The 15,396-nt window shown below is 72.1% G+C and carries 16 protein-coding genes; 5 read left to right on the forward strand and 11 right to left on the reverse strand.

Annotation, left to right across the window (positions count from 1 at the left end; genetic code table 11):
* Nucleotides 1–15 precede the first annotated feature (15 nt).
* Both ACXKR8_RS24950 and pdhA read right to left on the reverse strand, forming a co-directional pair.
* Nucleotides 16–999: an alpha-ketoacid dehydrogenase subunit beta gene (locus ACXKR8_RS24950; protein ID WP_458266805.1), complete on the reverse strand. Its 984-nt coding sequence runs from the start codon at nucleotides 997–999 to the stop codon at nucleotides 16–18.
* The gene (gene pdhA / locus ACXKR8_RS24955) at nucleotides 999–2,123 is read right to left on the reverse strand and encodes a pyruvate dehydrogenase (acetyl-transferring) E1 component subunit alpha (RefSeq protein ID WP_458266806.1); all 1,125 of its coding nucleotides are present in this window, start codon (nucleotides 2,121–2,123) and stop codon (nucleotides 999–1,001) included. Before pdhA ends, ACXKR8_RS24950 begins: the two co-directional genes overlap by 1 nt.
* A gap of 274 nt (nucleotides 2,124–2,397) precedes the next feature.
* On the opposite strand from pdhA, the gene ACXKR8_RS24960 reads away from it, so the two are divergent.
* Both ACXKR8_RS24960 and ACXKR8_RS24965 read left to right on the forward strand, forming a co-directional pair.
* Nucleotides 2,398–3,054: a response regulator gene (locus tag ACXKR8_RS24960; protein WP_458266807.1), complete on the forward strand. Its 657-nt coding sequence runs from the start codon at nucleotides 2,398–2,400 to the stop codon at nucleotides 3,052–3,054.
* A gap of 75 nt (nucleotides 3,055–3,129) precedes the next feature.
* Entirely contained in the window at nucleotides 3,130–4,179 is a 1,050-nt protein-coding gene (locus ACXKR8_RS24965; RefSeq protein WP_462099842.1) for a phosphotransferase enzyme family protein, read from the forward strand.
* Nucleotides 4,180–4,268: 89 nt separating this feature from the next.
* Here the strand turns inward: ACXKR8_RS24965 and ACXKR8_RS24970 are convergent, their stop codons facing one another.
* The 5 genes from ACXKR8_RS24970 to ACXKR8_RS24990 all read right to left on the reverse strand — a co-directional run bounded on the left by ACXKR8_RS24970 (nucleotide 4,269) and on the right by ACXKR8_RS24990 (nucleotide 10,287).
* A complete protein-coding gene (locus ACXKR8_RS24970; protein WP_458266809.1) occupies nucleotides 4,269–5,888 on the reverse strand; it encodes a protein kinase domain-containing protein in 1,620 nt (539 codons plus the stop codon).
* Between the two features lie 192 nt (nucleotides 5,889–6,080).
* The gene (locus ACXKR8_RS24975; protein ID WP_458266810.1) at nucleotides 6,081–7,724 is read right to left on the reverse strand and encodes a protein kinase domain-containing protein; all 1,644 of its coding nucleotides are present in this window, start codon (nucleotides 7,722–7,724) and stop codon (nucleotides 6,081–6,083) included.
* 183 nt (nucleotides 7,725–7,907) lie between these two features.
* Entirely contained in the window at nucleotides 7,908–8,483 is a 576-nt protein-coding gene (locus tag ACXKR8_RS24980) for a bacterial proteasome activator family protein (RefSeq protein WP_458266811.1), read from the reverse strand.
* A gap of 106 nt (nucleotides 8,484–8,589) precedes the next feature.
* Nucleotides 8,590–9,477 carry a hypothetical protein gene (locus ACXKR8_RS24985; RefSeq protein WP_458266812.1) on the reverse strand — a complete coding sequence of 296 codons (888 nt, stop codon included), beginning with the start codon at nucleotides 9,475–9,477 and terminating at the stop codon, nucleotides 8,590–8,592.
* A 171-nt stretch (nucleotides 9,478–9,648) separates the two neighbouring features.
* Nucleotides 9,649–10,287 (reverse strand): TetR/AcrR family transcriptional regulator C-terminal domain-containing protein, encoded by a 639-nt coding sequence (locus ACXKR8_RS24990; protein WP_458266813.1) that lies wholly within the window; start codon nucleotides 10,285–10,287, stop codon nucleotides 9,649–9,651.
* 127 nt (nucleotides 10,288–10,414) lie between these two features.
* Between ACXKR8_RS24990 and ACXKR8_RS24995 the strand changes: the two genes are divergently transcribed.
* Complete coding sequence (locus tag ACXKR8_RS24995) at nucleotides 10,415–10,744, forward strand: YjbQ family protein (protein WP_458266814.1); 330 nt, start codon at nucleotides 10,415–10,417, stop codon at nucleotides 10,742–10,744.
* On the opposite strand, the gene ACXKR8_RS25000 is transcribed toward ACXKR8_RS24995, so the two are convergent.
* The 4 genes from ACXKR8_RS25000 to ACXKR8_RS25015 form a co-directional block, all read right to left on the reverse strand.
* Complete coding sequence (locus ACXKR8_RS25000) at nucleotides 10,734–12,224, reverse strand: MFS transporter (protein WP_458266815.1); 1,491 nt, start codon at nucleotides 12,222–12,224, stop codon at nucleotides 10,734–10,736. The genes ACXKR8_RS24995 and ACXKR8_RS25000 overlap by 11 nt on opposite strands.
* Nucleotides 12,214–12,822 carry a TetR/AcrR family transcriptional regulator gene (locus ACXKR8_RS25005; RefSeq protein WP_458266816.1) on the reverse strand — a complete coding sequence of 203 codons (609 nt, stop codon included), beginning with the start codon at nucleotides 12,820–12,822 and terminating at the stop codon, nucleotides 12,214–12,216. The genes ACXKR8_RS25000 and ACXKR8_RS25005 overlap by 11 nt, the downstream gene beginning before the upstream one ends.
* A 78-nt stretch (nucleotides 12,823–12,900) precedes the next feature.
* Nucleotides 12,901–13,374 carry a hypothetical protein gene (locus ACXKR8_RS25010; protein ID WP_458266817.1) on the reverse strand — a complete coding sequence of 158 codons (474 nt, stop codon included), beginning with the start codon at nucleotides 13,372–13,374 and terminating at the stop codon, nucleotides 12,901–12,903.
* Between the two features lie 189 nt (nucleotides 13,375–13,563).
* Nucleotides 13,564–14,094, reverse strand: a complete 531-nt coding sequence (locus ACXKR8_RS25015) for a hypothetical protein (protein WP_458266818.1) — start codon at nucleotides 14,092–14,094, stop codon at nucleotides 13,564–13,566.
* 195 nt (nucleotides 14,095–14,289) lie between these two features.
* Between ACXKR8_RS25015 and ACXKR8_RS25020 the strand changes: the two genes are divergently transcribed.
* Nucleotides 14,290–14,520, forward strand: a complete 231-nt coding sequence (locus tag ACXKR8_RS25020; RefSeq protein WP_458266819.1) for a hypothetical protein — start codon at nucleotides 14,290–14,292, stop codon at nucleotides 14,518–14,520.
* Between the two features lie 181 nt (nucleotides 14,521–14,701).
* On the forward strand, nucleotides 14,702–15,346 hold the full coding sequence (locus tag ACXKR8_RS25025) for a uridine kinase family protein (RefSeq protein ID WP_458266820.1): 645 nt from the start codon (nucleotides 14,702–14,704) through the stop codon (nucleotides 15,344–15,346).
* Nucleotides 15,347–15,396: the final 50 nt, after the last annotated feature.

The following is a 15,396-nucleotide window of genomic DNA, read 5'->3' on the forward strand; positions in this document are numbered from 1 at the left end:
ACGTCTCTCAACCCCTCAGAAGGCCATGGCGCGGTCGACGGCGTCGAGCACCCGGTCCAGGTCCGGCAGGAACGCGTCCTCCACCCGCGACGGCGGGTAGGGGGCGAAGTAGCCGCCGACGCGCAGCACCGGGGCCTCCAACGAGTAGAAGCAGCGCTCGGTGATCCGCGCCGCGAGCTCCGCGCCCATGCCGAGGAACACCGGCGCCTCGTGCACCACCACGGCGCGCCCGGTCCTGGTGACCGAGGCGGCGAGGGTGTCGAAGTCCACCGGGGACAGCGAGCGCAGGTCCACGACCTCCAGGTTCAGCCCGTCCGCGGCGGCGGCCTCGGCCGCCTCCAGGCAGACCTTGACCATCGGACCGTACGCGATCAGCGTCAGGTCCTGGCCCGGACGGGCGACCCGGGCCCGGTGCAGGCCGAGCGCGGGGGCGAGGTTCGGGTCGACCAGGCCCTTGTCCCAGTAGCGCCGCTTGGGCTCCAGGAAGATCACCGGGTCGTCGGAGGCGATGGCCTGCCGCAGCATCCAGTGCGCGTCCTCCGGGTTGGAGGGCGCGACCACCTTCAGCCCGGCGGTGTGCGCGAAGTAGGCCTCGTGCGACTCGCTGTGGTGCTCGACCGCGCCGATCCCGCCGGCGAAGGGGATCCGGATGGTGACCGGCAGCTTGAGGTGCCCCAGCGCCCGGGCGTGCATCTTGGCCAACTGGGTGACGATCTGGTCGAACGCCGGGTAGACGAAGCCGTCGAACTGGATCTCGACCACCGGCCGGTAGCCGCGCAGGGCCAGACCGATCGCGGTGCCGACGATGCCGGACTCGGCCAGCGGGGTGTCGATCACCCGCTCCTCGCCGAAGTCCTTGTGCAGCCCGTCGGTGACCCGGAACACGCCGCCGAGCCGGCCGACGTCCTCGCCCATGATCAGGGTCTTGGGGTTCTCCTCCAGGGAGCGGCGCAGCGCCTCGTTGAGCGCCTTGACCATGGTCCACTTCTCGGCGGCCATCAGCCCTCCTCCCCGTCCTGGTCGGTCCCGCCCTGGAACGAGGCGGCATAGGCGAGGTATTCCGCCCGCTCCTCGGTCACCAGGGCGTGGTCCTCGGCGTAGACATGGTCGAAGATCGAGCTCGGGTCTGGGTCGGGCATGGTCCGCACGCCCTCGCGCACCCGGCGCGCCAGCTGCTCGCTCTCCGCCTCCAGCGCCTCGAAGAAGGCGTGGTCGGCCCAGCCCTCACGGACCAGGTAGGCCTTCAGCCGCTCGATCGGGTCCTTGAGCTTCCAGGACTCCAGTTCCTCCGCGATGCGGTAGCGGGAGGGGTCGTCCGAGGTGGTGTGCGCGCCCATCCGGTAGGTGAAGGCCTCGATCAGCACCGGGCCCTCGCCGTTGCGGGCCCGGTCCAGGGCCCAGCGGGTGACGGCCAGGCAGGCCAGCACGTCGTTGCCGTCCACCCGGACCCCGGGGAAGCCGTAGCCGGAGGCGCGCTGGTAGAGCGGCACCCTGGTCTGCTTCTCGGTCGGCTCGGAGATGGCCCACTGGTTGTTCTGGCAGAAGAACACCACCGGGGCCTGGTAGACCGAGGCGAAGGTGAAGGCCTCCGCCACGTCGCCCTGGCTGGAGGCGCCGTCGCCGAAGTAGGCGATCACCGCGTCGTCGCTGCCGTCCTTGGTGATGCCCATGGCGTAGCCGGTGGCGTGCAGCGTCTGCGAGCCGATCACGATCGTGTAGAGGTGGAAGTTCTTCTCGTACGGGTCCCAGCCGCCGTGGTTCACCCCCCGGAACATGCCCAGCAGGTTCAGCGGGTCCACGCCCTTGCACCAGGCCACACCGTGCTCACGGTAGGTGGGGAAGGCGTAGTCGCCCGGCCGCATCGCCCGCCCGGAGCCGACCTGCGCCGCCTCCTGGCCCAGCAGCGAGGCCCACAGGCCCAGCTCGCCCTGGCGCTGCAGCGAGGTGGCCTCCGCGTCGAAGCGGCGGACCAGGACCAGGTCCCGGTAGATGGAGCGCAGCTCCTCCGGAGTGGTCTCCAGCGAGTAGTCCGGATGCTCGACCCGCTCCCCCTCAGGGGTGAGCAGTTGCACCAGCTGCGGGGTCACTGCGGGTTGTACCCCAGCCGTGCTTGTGACGGTCACTTTCACTCCTCGGTCTCTCCGGCCTCCGCCTGTAACTCTGGGTAAGAGCCAGTGCCGGCCACCGGTCCGGTCGCCAATCCGTACTCTTCGCGCGGGGTGTGCGCGGAATGCGGATCGGTGGTGGATGTGCCCTGATCCTGCAGGAGAACGTTACCCAGCGGAAGGGCTTACCGCTTCTGTCGTAGGACGTCCACGTACCCCGAACTGGTGCAAAGAGGGGCATTGACGGTCAATCCACCGGGTCGCAGCCCGGCTGGTGTGCCAATCTTGGCTTATGACGCAAAGCGGGCAAATCAGGGTTTTCCTTCTCGACGACCACGAGGTCGTCCGCCGCGGCGTCCATGAGCTGCTCTCCCTGGAGGACGACATCGAGGTGGTCGGCGAGGCCGGGACCGCCGCCCAGGCGCTGACCCGGATCCCGGCCACCCGCCCCGACGTGGCGGTGCTGGACGTCCGGCTGCCGGACGGCAGCGGGGTGGAGGTCTGCCGGGAGATCCGCTCGCAGCAGCCGGACATCCGCTGCCTGATGCTCACCTCCTTCTCCGACGACGAGGCGCTGTTCGACGCGATCATGGCCGGCGCCTCCGGCTATGTGCTCAAGGCCATCCGGGGCACCGACCTGGTCTCCGCCGTCCGCGACGTGGCGGCCGGCAAGTCGCTGCTCGACCCGACCGCCACCAGCCGGGTGCTGGCCCGGCTGCGCGACGGCGGCGGCAAGGAGGACGAGCGGCTGTCCGGGCTCACCGGGCAGGAGCGCAAGATCCTCGACCTGATCGGCGAGGGGATGACCAACCGGCAGATCGGCAACGAGCTGCACCTCGCCGAGAAGACCGTGAAGAACTACGTCTCCAGCCTGCTCGGCAAGCTCGGCATGGAGCGCAGGACCCAGGCCGCGGCCTATGTGGCGAAGCTGCACGCCGAGGAGCGCTGAGCCCGGCCGAGTGACCCCGACCGCCGTTGTCAAGCCGGCCGAGTTGACTCCCGAATCACCAGTACCATCAGCAACATGACGCAGAGTCAGGTAAGGGTCGAGCGGCTGGACCGGATGCGCGGGATCCCGGTCGCCGGAGTGCTGGAGCGCTACGCCCTGGCCGATCCCTTCGACGCGCTCACCGTCCGACCGATCAGCCAGGGGCTGCTCAACCGCGGACTGCGGCTGACCGGCCCGCACGGCGGCTGGTTCCTCAAGCAGTACCTGGACGACGCCGGCCACGCCTCCGGAGCCGCCATCGCCGCCCAGCACCGGGCGATAGCGGCACTGCGCGAGCACGGCCTGCCCACCGCGCCGCCGCTGGCCGCCCGCGACGGCCGGACCTCGGTGCTGCTGCGGGGACGGCGCTACGCCCTGTTCCCCTGGGTCGAGGGGGCCCACCGCACCGGCCGCTCCCTGGACCACGCCCAGTGCGCCGCCCTGGGCACCCTGCTGGGCCGGATCCACCGCACCCTGGCCGTGCTGCACCCGCCGGTCGAACAGCCCGCCGCGGTGCCCAGCGCCGACCCGGACGACACCCGGCGCACCATCTCCGACCTGCTGGAACGCTCGCTGCGGCACGATCCGCAGCAGCCCTTCGACGCCCTCGCCCGGCACCGGCTGCGGGAGCGGCGGGAGCTGCTGGCCGCCAACCGGCACCGGCGCCCGGGACCGGACGCCGCCCCGCCCACCGGCTGGGTGCACGGCGACTTCCACCCGCTGAACCTGCTCTACCGGGACGCGGACCCGGTGGCCGTCCTGGACTGGGACCGGCTCGGGCTCAAGCCGCGCACCGAGGAGGCGGTCCGGGCGGCGACGCTGTTCTTCCACCACCCGGAGACCGGGGTGCTGGACCTGCCCCGGCTGCGGCACTACGCCCGCGGCTACCGGGAGGCCTCCGGCAGCAGCCCGGAGGAGGTGGCCGCCGGGGTGCACCGGGTCTGGTGGGAGCGGCTGAACGACTTCTGGATGCTCCGCTGGCGCTACCAGCGCCGGGACCAGCGGCGGACCCGCTGTTCCCGGCGGCCGCGGCGCAGACCGTCTGGTGGTGCGAGGAGTACGAGCAGGTGCTGGACGCCTGCGTGAACTGAGCCCGGCCCGGGTCGACGCGGCCCGGGCCGGGCGCGCCGCGGCCGGGCGCGGCGGGCCGGACTCGCTCAGGCGGGCCGACCTGCTCAGGCGGGCGGCTTCTGGCCCGTGCCGCCGACGGCCCCGGCGGTGCCGCCCGCGTTCCCGGACGGGGTGGCCGTGGACGAGGGGGTCGTCGAGGGGGTCGGGCTCGCGGTCGCCGACTTGGTGGCCGTGGCCGTGTTGGTCGGCGTGGGCTTGACCGTCTTGCTGTGGGTCGGCGACGGGGTCGGGCTGTAGCTCTGGGTCGGGCTCTCGGTCGGGGTGGGCGACTCGGTCACCGTGGGCGTGTCCGTGGTCGGCTCGGTGGTCGGCTCGGCCGGGGTGGAAACGCTGCTGGAGGTGACCGGACCGGGCGTGCCGGGGCTGCTCCCGCGCATGGCCAGGGCCACCCCCACCGAGATCGCCGCGATGGCGACCAGCACCGCGATCACCGCGAAGAGCCCGCGCCGGCTCCGGTGGCCGTCGTCGCCCCGGTCGTCCCGGTCGTCGTACCTGGGCGGGACCGCGCTGCCGGGGTTCGGCGGCATCGCCTGGGTGCTGCCCATCGGCGGGGTGAGCGCCCGGGTGGCCATGGTCGGCGCGCTCATCGCCGCCGCGGCGGCGGCCCCGGCCGCGGCGCTGGGCAGCAGCTCGGTCGGTCCGGTCGCGTGGTGCATGGTGCGCAGCGCGTGCTGCAGGTGCGCCCGGAACTCGTCGGCGCTCTGGAACCGGTCGTCCGGGTCCTTGGCCAGCGAGCGCAGCACCAGCGGGTCCAGCGAGGCCGGCACCCGCGAGTTGGCCTGCGAGGGCGGCACCGGGGCGTCCTGGACGTGCTGGTAGACCACCGAGAGCGGGGTGTCCCCGGTGAACGGGGGCCGCAGCGTCAGCAGCTCGTAGAGCATGCAGCCGGTGGCGTAGAGGTCGGAGCGGTGGTCCACGGCCTTGCCGAGGGCCTGCTCCGGGGAGAGGTACTGCGGGGTGCCCATGACCATGCCGGTCTGGGTCATGGTGCTGGTGGCGCCGGTCAGCGCGCGGGCGATGCCGAAGTCCATCACCTTGACCGCGCCGGTGTTGGTGATGATGACGTTCGCGGGCTTGATGTCGCGGTGCACGATGCCGTGGCGGTGGCTGTAGGCCAGCGCCTCCAGGATCCCGGCGGTGATGATCAGCGCCTGGTCGACCGGCGGCGGCTCGTCGCCCTGCAGCAGTTCGCGGACGGTGTGGCCCTCGACCAGCTCCATCACGATGTAGGGGACGGTCTCCCCGCCGTGCGCCTCCTCGCCGGTGTCGTAGACGGCGACGACGGCGTGGTGGTTCAGCGAGGCGACCGAGTGGGCCTCGCGGGTGAAGCGGATCCGCGCGGTGGCGTCCTCGGCCAGCTCGGACCGCAGCACCTTGATCGCGACGGTGCGGCCGAGCCGGACGTCACGGGCCGCGAAGACCTCGGCCATGCCGCCCCGGCCGAGCCGGCCGGTCAGCTGGTAGCGGCCCTCGCCGAAGACGGCCAGTCCGCTGGTGGAGAGCACAGCCGGTTCGAACGGTGGTTCCGGCGCAGGCGGATACCCGGGCTGGTAGCCGGACTGGTATCCCGGTTGGTAGCCCTGCTGGTTCCGGTCAGCGGGGGTGCCGGACTCCGCACCGGACTCCATGCCGTTCCCGCCGTCGGCATGCTCGTTGTCTGCCATTACTCTCCGCCGTCGGTCTTTCGCCTGTGCGCCGCTCCCGCGTGCTGCCGGGGTCCGGACGTGTACCCGTAATTCCACCCGGTCGCTACACGCCCCGCGTGCGGACCGCTGCGGCCCCGCATGTGCACGCTACCGGTTTCGCGGCTCGTGTGTGGTGGACGATCATCCCCGCGGACCCCCGCGAGGGCCCGCTCAGCCCAGTCCGGCCGCGACCGGACCGGTGCTCGCCGACCCGTTGTAACCGGTGTCGTCGCTGCTGGGCTTGTTGTTCTCGACCACCAGCGTCAGTACCAGGACGATCAGCACGATCACCCCTACGATCACGCCGATGATCACCATCGCGGTTCCACACCCCTTGTTTCCGCTCTGCGGTCCCGGCCTGGCACCGCCCTGCGGCACCGGCCCGGCGTAGGGGCGCGGGGCCGCCTGCGGCATCTGCCCGGTGGCCCGGACCTGCGGCTGCGGGGTCGGCGCGGCCATCGGCCCCGGCCGGGGGGTGGGCCGGGGGGTCGGCCGTCCCTGCTGCTGCGGGTACGGGGGCGGCGGCGGGGTCGGCACCCCGGGCCGCTGCTGCGGGTACGGCCCGGGCGGCGGCGTCCGCTGCGGCGCGGGCATCCCCGGCCGCAGCGGCTGGTACGGCCGGGGCGCGCCCTGCGGGCCGGGCGGCGGCGTGCCCTGCGGGGCGTAGGGCTGCGGCGTGCGCATTCCCTGCTGGGGCAATCCCTGCTGGGGGTAGGGCTGCTGACCGGGCCGGCCCGGTTGGCCCTGCTGATATCCCGGCTGACCCGGTCGGCCCGGCTGGCCCTGCTGCGGGTACGGCTGCTGCGGCGGCATCGTGCCCAACTGGCCCTGCGCCGCCGGGAACACCGCGTTGGCCCCGGAACCTCCGACGCCGCCCACCCGCGGCCCGCCGCCGATGATCAGCGGGGTGTTGGCGCCGGTGCCGGACGCGCCGGCCAGCCGCTCGCACTCCTCGCGCATCGCGTCCGCGTCCGGGAAGCGGTGCGCCGGATCCTTCCGCAGCGCCCGCGCCACCAGCGCGTCCACGGCCGGAGGGACGGCCGCGTTGAGCGTGGACGGGGCCGGCGGCGTCTCCTGGACGTGCTGGTAGGCCATGCCGAGCGCGGAGTCGGACTCGAACGGCAGCCGCCCGGTGAGCAGCTCGAACAGCAGGCAGCCGACCGAGTAGAGGTCGGAGCGGGCGTCCACCGCCTTGCCCAGCGCCTGCTCGGGGGAGAGGTACTGGGGGGTGCCGACCACCATGCCGGTCTGCGTCATCGAGGTGACCCCGGACTGCATCGCCCTGGCGATCCCGAAGTCCATCACCTTGACCACGCCGCGCCTGGTCAGCATCACATTCGCGGGCTTGATGTCGCGGTGCACCAGGCCCTGCTCGTGCGAGGCGGCCAGCGCGGCCAGCACGTCGGCGGTGATCTTCAGCGCCTTGTCGGTGGGCATCGCGCCGTGGGCGGCGATGTCGTCGCGGAGCACCGAGCTGAGCGAGCCGCCCTCGACGTACTCCATCACTATGAAGGGGACGTGCACGCCGTCGTCGTTGACGTCCTCGCCGCTGTCGTACACGGCGACGATATTGGTGTGGTTGAGCCGGGCCACGGCCTGCGCCTCGCGGCGGAAGCGCTCGCGGAAGGAGGGCTCCCGGCTCATGTCGCCGAGCATGCTCTTGATCGCGACCGGACGGTCGAGCACGGTGTCGTCGGCGAGGTGGACCGTGGCCATGCCGCCCTGTCCGAGCAGGTCGCGCAGCAGGTAGCGGCCGTGTCCGACCGTCTGCCCGGTTCCCCCGTCGCCCTGCCCGGTCGCGCCCTGCTCAGTCATCAGTTCTCTTCTCCCCCACCGCACACGGAAGTGCACACCGGGGCCGCCAGTCGGTGAGCCGTTCGGTGAGCCGTCACTGGCTAGGCTAGCGGGCCGCACCGACCGGCGTCCCCGCACACCTGTTCCGAAGCCGCTCCGTGACCGGCCGGGCGGCGGCCCCGGCCGGTGTTCCCCCCTGGCGCCCTAGAGGTACGGGCCCGAGCGGATGCCGTGCTCGTCGTCGGGCTCGTCCAGGCCCGCGCCGTTCGCGCCGGGGGGCAGCGCCCGCCGCATCTGCTCCAGTTGGGCCCTGGCCGCCATCTGCTGGGCGAACAGCGCGGTCTGGATGCCGTGGAACAGGCCCTCCAGCCAGCCCACCAACTGGGCCTGGGCGATCCGCAGTTCGGCCTCGCTGGGGATGGCCTCCTCGGTGAACGGGAGGGAGAGCCGGTCCAGCTCCTCCACCAGCTCGGGGGCGAGCCCGGCCTCCAGCTCCTTCACCGAGCTGGCGTGGATCTCCTTCAGCCGGACCCGGCTGGCCTCGTCCAGCGGGGCCTGGCGCACCTCTTCGAGCAGCTGCTTGATCATGCTGCCGATCCGCATCACCTTGGCGGGCTGCTCGACCATCTCCGTGATCGGGAGCTCGCGGGGCGCACCCTCGTCCCCCTCGCCCTGGGGGGACCGGCGTCCACCACCGGGGAGTCCTCCGACGGGCATCCCGTCGGGACCGACGATCAGGACCTGGGGGCCGTCTTCGGGCCGCGCGTTCGGGCTGTTCATGGGCGTCATTCTGCCTCAAGGCAGAAGATTCGGGGGTGTCGCCCCACAGAACAGGTGTACGCCGTCCGGATTACCGCAGGCCGCCGGACGGATCATCAGGGTGGTTCTAGGGACGTCGCAGCCGCCAGCCGAACAGGGCAGCGCCGCTGCCGATCAGAGCGAGCCCGACGCCCAGCGGCAGCAGCCGCTGGTTCCGCTCCCAGCGCGCCGCCCGCGAGCCGGCCGACTGCCCGGCCCCGATCGCGGCCACCGCCGGGGGCACCGGGCCCAGCCCCGCCTGCGTCCCGGCCAGCGCCTGCGGTCCGAGCGGGGGCGGCCCCTGGCCGAGCGGCTGCCAGTTCTGCTGCCCACCCCGGTGCCAGTCCTGCGGCCAGTCCCGGTGCTGGGCCTGGTGACCGGCCTGGTCACCGGAGTACTCGGCCGGGGCGGCCGAGGCCGAGGGGACGACCGGACGCGGCCGGCCGGACGCGGCGGAGGACGGTCCGCGGGTGCTGGACGGGGAAGGGCCGGCCGTCGCCCCGGCCGAGGCCGCAGCCGTCGCGGGCGTCCCCGCCGACCGGCCCGGCTTCGGATACAGCGGCCCGAGCACCGGGACCGGCAGCTCCGGCAGGGTCACCGAGCCGGGGTTGTCGACGGTCGGCTCCGGGCCGGGGCTGCTGCTCGTACCCGCGCTGGTGCCGGTGCCGGTGCTTGGCGCGGTGGTCGGGCTTGGTGCCGCCGACGACCCGCTCACCCTCGGACGGATCAGCCGCAGCTGCCCGCCGCCCGGCAGCGACACCACCAACCCGCCGTGCCCGTACGGATCCCGCCCCTGCACCGGCCGGCCCTGCAGCGGCCGCTCCTGGGCCAGTGCGGCGGCCTGCGCCTGAGGGGTCGTCGCCCAGACCGGTCCGGCCGAGGCCAGTCCGACCCCGCCCCCGACCCCGACCCCGAGCAGCAGTGCCAGGCCGAGCAGGACCGTTTCCATCCGTACGCCGCGAGGAGTCCTGGCCACGCCGGGTGCCCTCCAGACCGCTGCGGACGCCGCCCCGCGGGGGAGGGTCGACCGGACAGCTCTCGACAACAGCTACCCAAGTGACCTTTCCATATGACTTTAATTCCGGCATTTCGGACTCTGCTTCATGCCGCCGGACGGCTGCTCACATCGCCTCACATCGCCGTGCGGCTAGGCCGGTTCGACGTCAGCGCCGTACCCGGCGATGAGCAGGTCCACGGTGCGGGTGAAGCGGACGTCGAAGTCCAGCCCGGCGCCGGTGGCGAAGGCCTCGGCCAGCACCGGGAACCCGCTGGTGTCGGGCGGCTCGGGGTCGGCGTCCTCATGGCCCGGGGTGCGGCCGGCCTCGGCGAGGGTGTGGCCGATGGTGAACATGGTGACCGCGTTGAGCAGATCCATGGCGACGGCCAGCGGCACGCCCTGCCCGCGCAGCAGCACCAGACCGGCCTCCAGGATCCGCAGCGCCTGCGGCGAGGCGGCCGGACGGGTCGCCAGCACCCCGAGCAGCGCCGGATGCGCCAGCAGTGCCGCCCGCAGCTGCCGGGCGACCCGCCGGACCGCCTCCGGCCAGGGCGTCCCCTCGGCGGGCAGCAGGTCAGCCCCCTCCAGCAGCCGTTCGACCATGCCGTCCAGCAGCGCCGCCTTGCTCGGGACGTAGTGGTAGAGGGTCATCCCCTCCACCCCCAGTGCCGCGCCCAGTTTGCGGGTGGAGAGCGCGTCGAGCCCGTGCTCGTCGACGTAGGCGATGGCCGCGTCGAGGATCTTCTCGCGGCTCAGTCCGGCTCGGGGGCGGGATCGTCGGTCGGCCATCCGCTGACCACTCCTCAGTTCGGGCATCGGTGCCCCTTGACGATTCTTACACCGCAAGGTTAGCTTCTCTTGCACCGCAAGAATAGCGGGCGCAGCCCAGCCGCACACCGGACCCGAGGAGCACGCCATGAGGATGATCGCCTGCATGTCCCGCCGCCTGAACGACGGTGTCGACTACGCCACCTTCCGCAAGAACTGGATCCCGGACGAGACCATCGCCGACGACCCGCGCACCCAGGTCCTCAGCGCCCTCAACATGGAGGACCCGCAGGAGCTCTTCACCGTCGCGATCATCGAGGACGCCGACCCCGCCGACATCCCGATGTGGATGGAGCGGATGGCGCCGATCGAGGAGCGCCGGCACGAAAGGATCAAGCACCTGGTCGGTGGGCCCACCCTGAACGCGGTCTACCAGGTGGTCGCCGTGGACGACCTGTCCAAGCCGATCACCGCGTGACCCCGCGCGCGACCCCGCGTGTGAAGTTGCGGCGCGGCAGGGCCAGCAGCGCCGCGAGGAGGCCGGCCGCCGCGGCCGCGAGGAAGGCGTCCTGGTAGCCGTGGTGCAGGGCGGCGGCATGACCGAGCGCACCGGGGCCGGCCACGAGATGGGCCGCGCGTCCGGCCGCGAGCGCGGTGAACGCGGCCGGCAGGGCGGAGCTGCCGGTCTGCTGGGCGGTGTACTGCAGCGCGGACACCACCCCGCGTTCGCCGGGGTCCGCCCCGGCGGTGGCGGAGAGCATATTGACCAGGTTGGCCACGGTCGCGCCGCAGCCGATCAGCAGATCGGGGCCGAGGCGGCTGCCGACGAAGCTGGTGGAAGGCGTCGTCGCGAACCACAGCAGCCCGGCCGCCAGCACCAGCGGCGCGACGATCGCCATGGCACGCAGGCCGAACCGGGCGACCAGCCCGGGACCGATCCGGCCCATCGGCAGGATCATCAGCGCGGCCGGCAGCAGGCTAAGACCGGCCCGGGTCGGGGACTGGCCGCGTACCTGCTCGTTGTCGAGGGCGACGAAGACCAGCGCGCAGAGGAAGGCCCCGGACACCAGCGCCGCCCGCAGATTGGCCGTGTGGACCACCGGGTTGCGCGGGATCCGCAACGGCAGCAGCGGATCGGGACTGCGCTGCTCGTTCCCACCGAAGAGCAGGAAAAGCGCGAGGGCGCCCGCGATCCCGCCCAGGGTGGACGCGCTCAGCCAACCAGCCGCCGCGGTCCTGGACAGGGTGTAAATCAGCAGGGCCAGCGCCGCGGTCACCGTGGCCGCACCCACCACGTCGAACCGGCGTCCGCCGCGCGGCTGGTGCTCGACCTGGGGCAGGAAGCGCGGAGCGAGGGCCAGGATGACCAGGCCCACCGGGATGTTGACCAGGAACAGCCAGCGCCAGCCCAGGCTGTCGGTGATCACACCACCGAGGACCAGGCCGAAGCCGGCGCCGGAGCCGATCACCGCCTGGAAGGTGCCCATGGCCCGCCGCCGCTTCGCCCCCTCGGGGAAGAGGTCGAGGATGAGCGCGAGGGTGCACGGGGTGGTGATCGCGGCGCCCAACCCCTGCACCGCGCGGGCGCCGATGAGCACGCCCGCGTCGGGCGCGGCGGCGGCGGCGATCGAGGCGAGGGTGAACAGGGCGATGCCGGCCACGAAGGAGCGGCGGCGTCCGAACAGGTCGACCAGGCGTCCGCCGAACATCATCGCGCCTGCGTAGGTCAGCGTGAACGCGGTGGTGATCCAGGACAGCGAGGCCGGGGAGAAGCGCAGTCCGCGGCTGATGGCGCTCATCGCCACACTGACGATGGTCATGTCGACGGCGATCATGAAGTAGCCGACGACGGCCAGGGCGAAGGCGATCCTGGGGTGGCCGGCGGCGGGGGGCGCCGCTTCTACCGTTGCGGCGGTGGTCGTTAACGGGGTCTCGGCGACGGCCTGCTCACCGCTCATCGGGCACTCCCGGACTGCTCGCGGCGGCGTCCCACGGGTCCCCTGGGGTGCCGAGCAGGGCCAGGACGCCGGAAACGGCCCGGTCGAACCTGCTCGGGTCGTTCGAGGCCCGGGCCAGGACGTAACCGCCCTGCATCACCGCCACGATGGCCGTGGCCGTGGCCAGCGGGTCCAGCGCGGCGCTCAGCTCCCCGTGCCGCTGGCCCTCGGCGATCACCTCGGCCAGCCGGCCCTGGAGCCAGTCCAGGGTCTGCTCCAGCGGGTGCCGGAGTTCCGGGTCGGCCACGATCTCCGGGTCCTGGGCCAGCCCGCCGACGGGGCAGCCCTTGAGGACGTCGCGCTCGCGCCGCAGATAGGCGGTGATCCGCTGCCGGGCGCTGCCGGGGCCGCTGAGCTGCTGGTCGACCCCGTCGCGCAGCTCCTGCGCGGTGCGGTCGATGGCGGCCAGCGCGAGGTCGGCCTTGCCGTGGAAGTGGTGGTACATGCTGCCCTGGCCGGCCCCGGCGCGCTTCAGGATGTCCTTGGGGCTGGTGCCGTCGTACCCGCGGTCCCACAGCAGCGCGCGGGTGCTCTCGATCAGACGTTCCCGAGTGTCCATGCCCTGAATGTACATACTAGTAGGTACTGAGGTCAAGGCATCATCACCACCGGCGAAGCCCACCTGGTGGGGTCGGTCCTATACGACGGCCATGAGCGCTGTGCTGCGCGGCTCGACCGGCCGGCCCGGCATCGCCCAGGCAAAGCTGTATTCAAGGGCCCCGGGAGAACTCCGTCCCAGTGTGAGGACCTGCCGGAAACCGGAATCATCGTCGCCGAATGCGAAGGAAACCGAAAGCAGCGATCCGGTGTCGGAGAAAACCGCGTCACTGCCCTGGTGGACGGCAAGGCCAGGGATATTGGAGCAGGCCTGCGCGAGACAGAGCCCCCCACCTGCGAGGTCCTGGCAGATCAGGGAGACCTCGGTGTGGAACACCTGCCCCGCCGCACCCGTCGCCGTGAACTCAAGGCACAGCGAGCGCCCTTCGGCGATCTCCCTCACGTCGGCGACGGCGTCGAAGGACTCACCTTCATGATTGGTGCCGCCCCCTCGATACGCCCCGACCCAGGCAGCAAGGTGCTGTGGCGTCAGTTCACGTACTGAATCAACCATGGAGCCCACATCCCCGTCGCTCGCTGCCCCGTATCAACGCCCCGGGACACTATCCGATCGCCCGCCCCGGGGGCGGCAACTCGGGCGAGGACAGAGACGTCACCAAGAAGCTCACCGCCCAGGCGGTGGTCCTGCTGCGCACCCACCGGCACCACGGTCACAACGACGCCATCAGCGATGGCAACTCCCTCAAAAAAGGTCCCGGACGAAACTCGGGAACTCGTTCCGCCACAGATCGGTGCCGCTGAACGGATTGCGCTGAAGCCGCCCCTGGAATGTGCGCACCAGGAACTCCACGACGCCGCACTCGTAGCGGGACCAGGCCGGCTCGCCAGGACCGTGGTGTCTGCGGAAGATGACGACCGGCCACTCGTCCGGCTCACCGACGGTGCTCCAGAAGGCGCTGTCGCCGTCGGGGTTGAGGCCCCACACGAACAGGCCGCCGTGCACCAAGTACTCCGGCTCGATGCCTTCGACGCCTTCTTCCAGCTCAGCCGCGCCCGGACAGACTCCGGAGACTTTTCCGATCTCGGAGGCGCTGACCGGGGGCAGGATTCTCACATAGTCCGAAACATCCCCCGGACCGTACGTCTCCATCAGCCAGAGAAAGTCTGCGGGCAATGCCGTTCCGTACCCGCGAACGATCTCCTCCGGACTGGGGAGGACCCACTTCTCAGCGGGCGGCTCCAGCAGCCGCAAGAGCGCATCCCGTGATGACACCACTGCCCTCCTCGAGATCTTCCCACCGGAAATTAGCGATACCCAGGCCCCTGGCACAAGAACTTACGTGTACGAGAGCGCCGACGGAGGGAGGTCCCCCCTCGGGAGCAGCAAAGGAGGTGATGATTCCGTTCCGTGCTTGCTACGCTCCGCCTGCTTCGAGGCCGATCTTCAACACAGGGGGGTTCCGCGACGATGGCGGAGACGAACGTTCCCACACCTGCGGGCAGCACCCTGAATTCGAACCGGGCCGCCGCCGCGCACGCCGCCGCCCATGACACCGGAACCGGGACCGGGACCGACACCTGCTCCGGGGCGATCACCCCGGACACGGTCCACCCCTGCGCCGAGCCGACCGGCACCGAGACCTACACCGTCAGCCTGACCGACGGCTTGGACGTCGGCCATCACGTTCACCGGACCTGACGAGGAGTTGTACAGGTCCACCTTGCCGTTCACCACCGGCAGCACCACCAGGTTGGAGACGGTCTGACCGGCGGTGCAGTTCAGGTCGGAGACGCCCGGGCGGATCTTCCCGTCCTAGTAGGCCACCAGGTCACCGGCCCATCCGCGCGGACCCCGACCCTTCGAACGAAAGCTGGACAGCATGAGCGACAAGACCGTCTGCGACCTCGACGAGCTCGCACTCCGGATCAGCCGGACCGCCGGGGCGCTGGGCCGGGCCGTTCTGGTCGGCATCGACGGACCGGGGGCGTCCGGCAAGAGCACGCTGGCCGACCTGCTGGCCGAGCGCCTCCTGGATGCCCGGGTGGTGCATGTCGACGACTTCTACCGGCCATCCGCGGAGCGCCCGCTGAACAGCGAGGCGATCGCCGCCGCCTTCGACCTGGACCGGCTCGACGCCGAGGTGCTGAAGCCCGCCGCGGTCGGCGACGACGTGCGCTACCAGCGCTACGACTGGGACCAGGACCGCCTCGCCGAGTGGACCGGGATCCCGGCCGGCACGCCCCTCATCGTGGAGGGTGTGCACAGCCTCCACAGCCACCTGCGATCCGCCTACACCTTCGGCATCTTCTGCGACGCCGAACGGGGTGTCCGGCTGAGCCGCGGGCTCGCACGCGACGGTGAGGAGTCCCGCGGCCTCTGGGAGGACGAGTGGATGCCCGCCGAGGACTGCTACCTCGCGGCGGAGCAGCCGCAGCGCCATGCCGACCTGGTGCTGAGCGGCTCCGGCGGGCATGCCGCCGGCGCCCCGGCCTACACCGTGCTGAGCCGGCGCCCGTCGGCTTGACCGGCGGATTCCTGACCGCCCCCGACACAGCCCCCGCCGCCCAGGCGGCT

This window comes from Streptacidiphilus sp. PAMC 29251 (assembly GCF_054208735.2).

Coding starts and splice junctions, on each gene's coding strand:
- ACXKR8_RS25025 (WP_458266820.1), top strand. CDS start 14,702: ATGAGCGACAAGACCGTCTGCGACCTCGACGAGCTCGCACTCCGGATC.
- ACXKR8_RS25020 (WP_458266819.1), top strand. CDS start 14,290: ATGGCGGAGACGAACGTTCCCACACCTGCGGGCAGCACCCTGAATTCG.
- ACXKR8_RS24950 (WP_458266805.1), bottom strand. CDS start 999: ATGGCCGCCGAGAAGTGGACCATGGTCAAGGCGCTCAACGAGGCGCTG.
- ACXKR8_RS24965 (WP_462099842.1), top strand. CDS start 3,130: ATGACGCAGAGTCAGGTAAGGGTCGAGCGGCTGGACCGGATGCGCGGG.
- ACXKR8_RS24990 (WP_458266813.1), bottom strand. CDS start 10,287: ATGGCCGACCGACGATCCCGCCCCCGAGCCGGACTGAGCCGCGAGAAG.
- ACXKR8_RS25010 (WP_458266817.1), bottom strand. CDS start 13,374: ATGGTTGATTCAGTACGTGAACTGACGCCACAGCACCTTGCTGCCTGG.
- ACXKR8_RS24995 (WP_458266814.1), top strand. CDS start 10,415: ATGAGGATGATCGCCTGCATGTCCCGCCGCCTGAACGACGGTGTCGAC.
- ACXKR8_RS25005 (WP_458266816.1), bottom strand. CDS start 12,822: ATGGACACTCGGGAACGTCTGATCGAGAGCACCCGCGCGCTGCTGTGG.
- ACXKR8_RS24960 (WP_458266807.1), top strand. CDS start 2,398: ATGACGCAAAGCGGGCAAATCAGGGTTTTCCTTCTCGACGACCACGAG.
- ACXKR8_RS25000 (WP_458266815.1), bottom strand. CDS start 12,224: ATGAGCGGTGAGCAGGCCGTCGCCGAGACCCCGTTAACGACCACCGCC.
- ACXKR8_RS24970 (WP_458266809.1), bottom strand. CDS start 5,888: ATGGCAGACAACGAGCATGCCGACGGCGGGAACGGCATGGAGTCCGGT.
- ACXKR8_RS24980 (WP_458266811.1), bottom strand. CDS start 8,483: ATGAACAGCCCGAACGCGCGGCCCGAAGACGGCCCCCAGGTCCTGATC.
- ACXKR8_RS24975 (WP_458266810.1), bottom strand. CDS start 7,724: ATGACTGAGCAGGGCGCGACCGGGCAGGGCGACGGGGGAACCGGGCAG.